Genomic DNA, 1606 nt, shown 5'->3' with positions numbered 1-1606 from the left:
CTATGTGTAAAATAGTTGTCGGAAAGTAAAATAGTAGGGCAAGAAATTAAAGTAGACAAAAAGAAAGAAGACCCTTAATCTAGAGATAACCACAAATCCAGAAAAGAGGTCTTCTTATGAATCAAATTATAGCAGAAATTGCCAGTATATTAAAGGATTCTGAAACATTAATAGACAGTGAAATACGATTAGATCAGTACCTTCCACAAGTCATGTGTGAGTTGGTTTCTAAAGCAATAGAAATGATTGATTTGGAACTAATCCATTCCTATAAAGAACGAGGATACGAAATAGAGAAAACAATGAAACGTACCGTTCAATTCTCTTACGGGGGTGTTGAAATTAGGCGACGACGCATGCGAAAAGAAGGTAAAAAAAGCGTTGTACCGTTAGATGAAGCCATTGGCTTGGAAGAGTATATTCGCTATTCGCCTTTAGTTGAAATGAAAGCCGCTAAGGTTGCCTCCGATGGTGTGTATCGTAAGGCAGCTGACGCCATTAACCTCTTAACTCCGCTTCAGGTAAGCCATACAACGGTTCATAAGATGGTTCAAAAAACAGGCGAGAAAGTTCAAAAATGGACAGATGAAGCTCCGAGTCATATTGAAACACCTCAAAAAGAAAAAAAGAAAGTGCCTGTGTTATTTATTGAAGGAGACGGGTTATTACTAAAAGGAAGAGGCGAAAAAAACCCTGAGCTTCATCGTGTTCAATTTCATGAAGGTGTGACGTACGTAGGAAAACAAAAGCGACCAGTCCTTATCGAATCCCAGGTTTTTGAAAGTACAGTATCTAGTAAAGAAGCCTTTAAACGAGCTGGGCGGTGGTTAGAAGCGACGTATGATATTCGGGAAACGATAGTCGTATCCAACAGTGATGGCGGCAGCGGGTATGAAAAAGATAAATTTGAACAGATTATTGGAAAATGCAAAAAACATGAACACTTTAGAGATCCCTATCACATGAATGAAAAAATAAACCAACGGTTAAGTTTTGATAAGCCTATGATTTTTGAAATGAAAAAAGCTGTGAGTGCCTATGATAAAGAGCGTGTACTTAGCGTATTGGCGACGACAGAGAGTCGAATAGAAGATGAGGAGAAAAGAGCTGATAACATAGAACACCTCCGTCTATTAGGGGCTTATTTAGACCGCAATTGGGAAAGTATTCGTCCATTGAAAATGCGAGACTTACCTGTAAGAAATGGGATAGGTATTTGTGAAAGTAATCATCGTCCCTATAGTTATCGTATGAAACGTCAAGGGCGTGGATTTTCAGCCAAAGGAGCTGGAAACTTAGCTTCAATTATTTCAGCTCGTAAAAACGGAACGCTTTTAGAAGCTTTAAGAGCCGAACTACCTGCATTTGAACAAACCATTGTCCCTGAATTTAAAGGCGCTGTTAGAGCTGTTTTGAAAAAGATTAATCGTCCTTCTGTAGGCGTTAAAATGGGAGAAATAGCTAATTATAGTTCCACATCAAGTCCAATGGGACAACTGAAGAAAATGTTTGGGTAATGAAACACACAGAATGAGCCATTTTAATATTAAAATTGAAGAGTTACCATCTCTAGAAAAAAAGTTTCCGCCAAAGTCTTGACACATAC

1 protein-coding gene is annotated in these 1606 nt (G+C 38.3%); it reads left to right on the top strand.

Features of this window, described 5'->3' with window-relative positions:
- Positions 1-116: 116 nt before the first annotated feature.
- Positions 117-1517, top strand: a complete 1401-nt coding sequence (locus ACYQ4S_RS11825; RefSeq protein WP_459771338.1) for an ISLre2 family transposase — start codon at positions 117-119, stop codon at positions 1515-1517.
- Positions 1518-1606: the final 89 nt, after the last annotated feature.

It is taken from the genome of Alkalibacterium sp. s-m-28, assembly GCF_054658175.1.
This window is presented reverse-complemented; position numbering and strand designations above follow the sequence as displayed.

Bases quoted from the DNA above. Each gene is read 5' to 3' on its own strand.
- ACYQ4S_RS11825 (WP_459771338.1), top strand. From the start codon at position 117: ATGAATCAAATTATAGCAGAAATTGCCAGTATATTAAAGGATTCTGAA.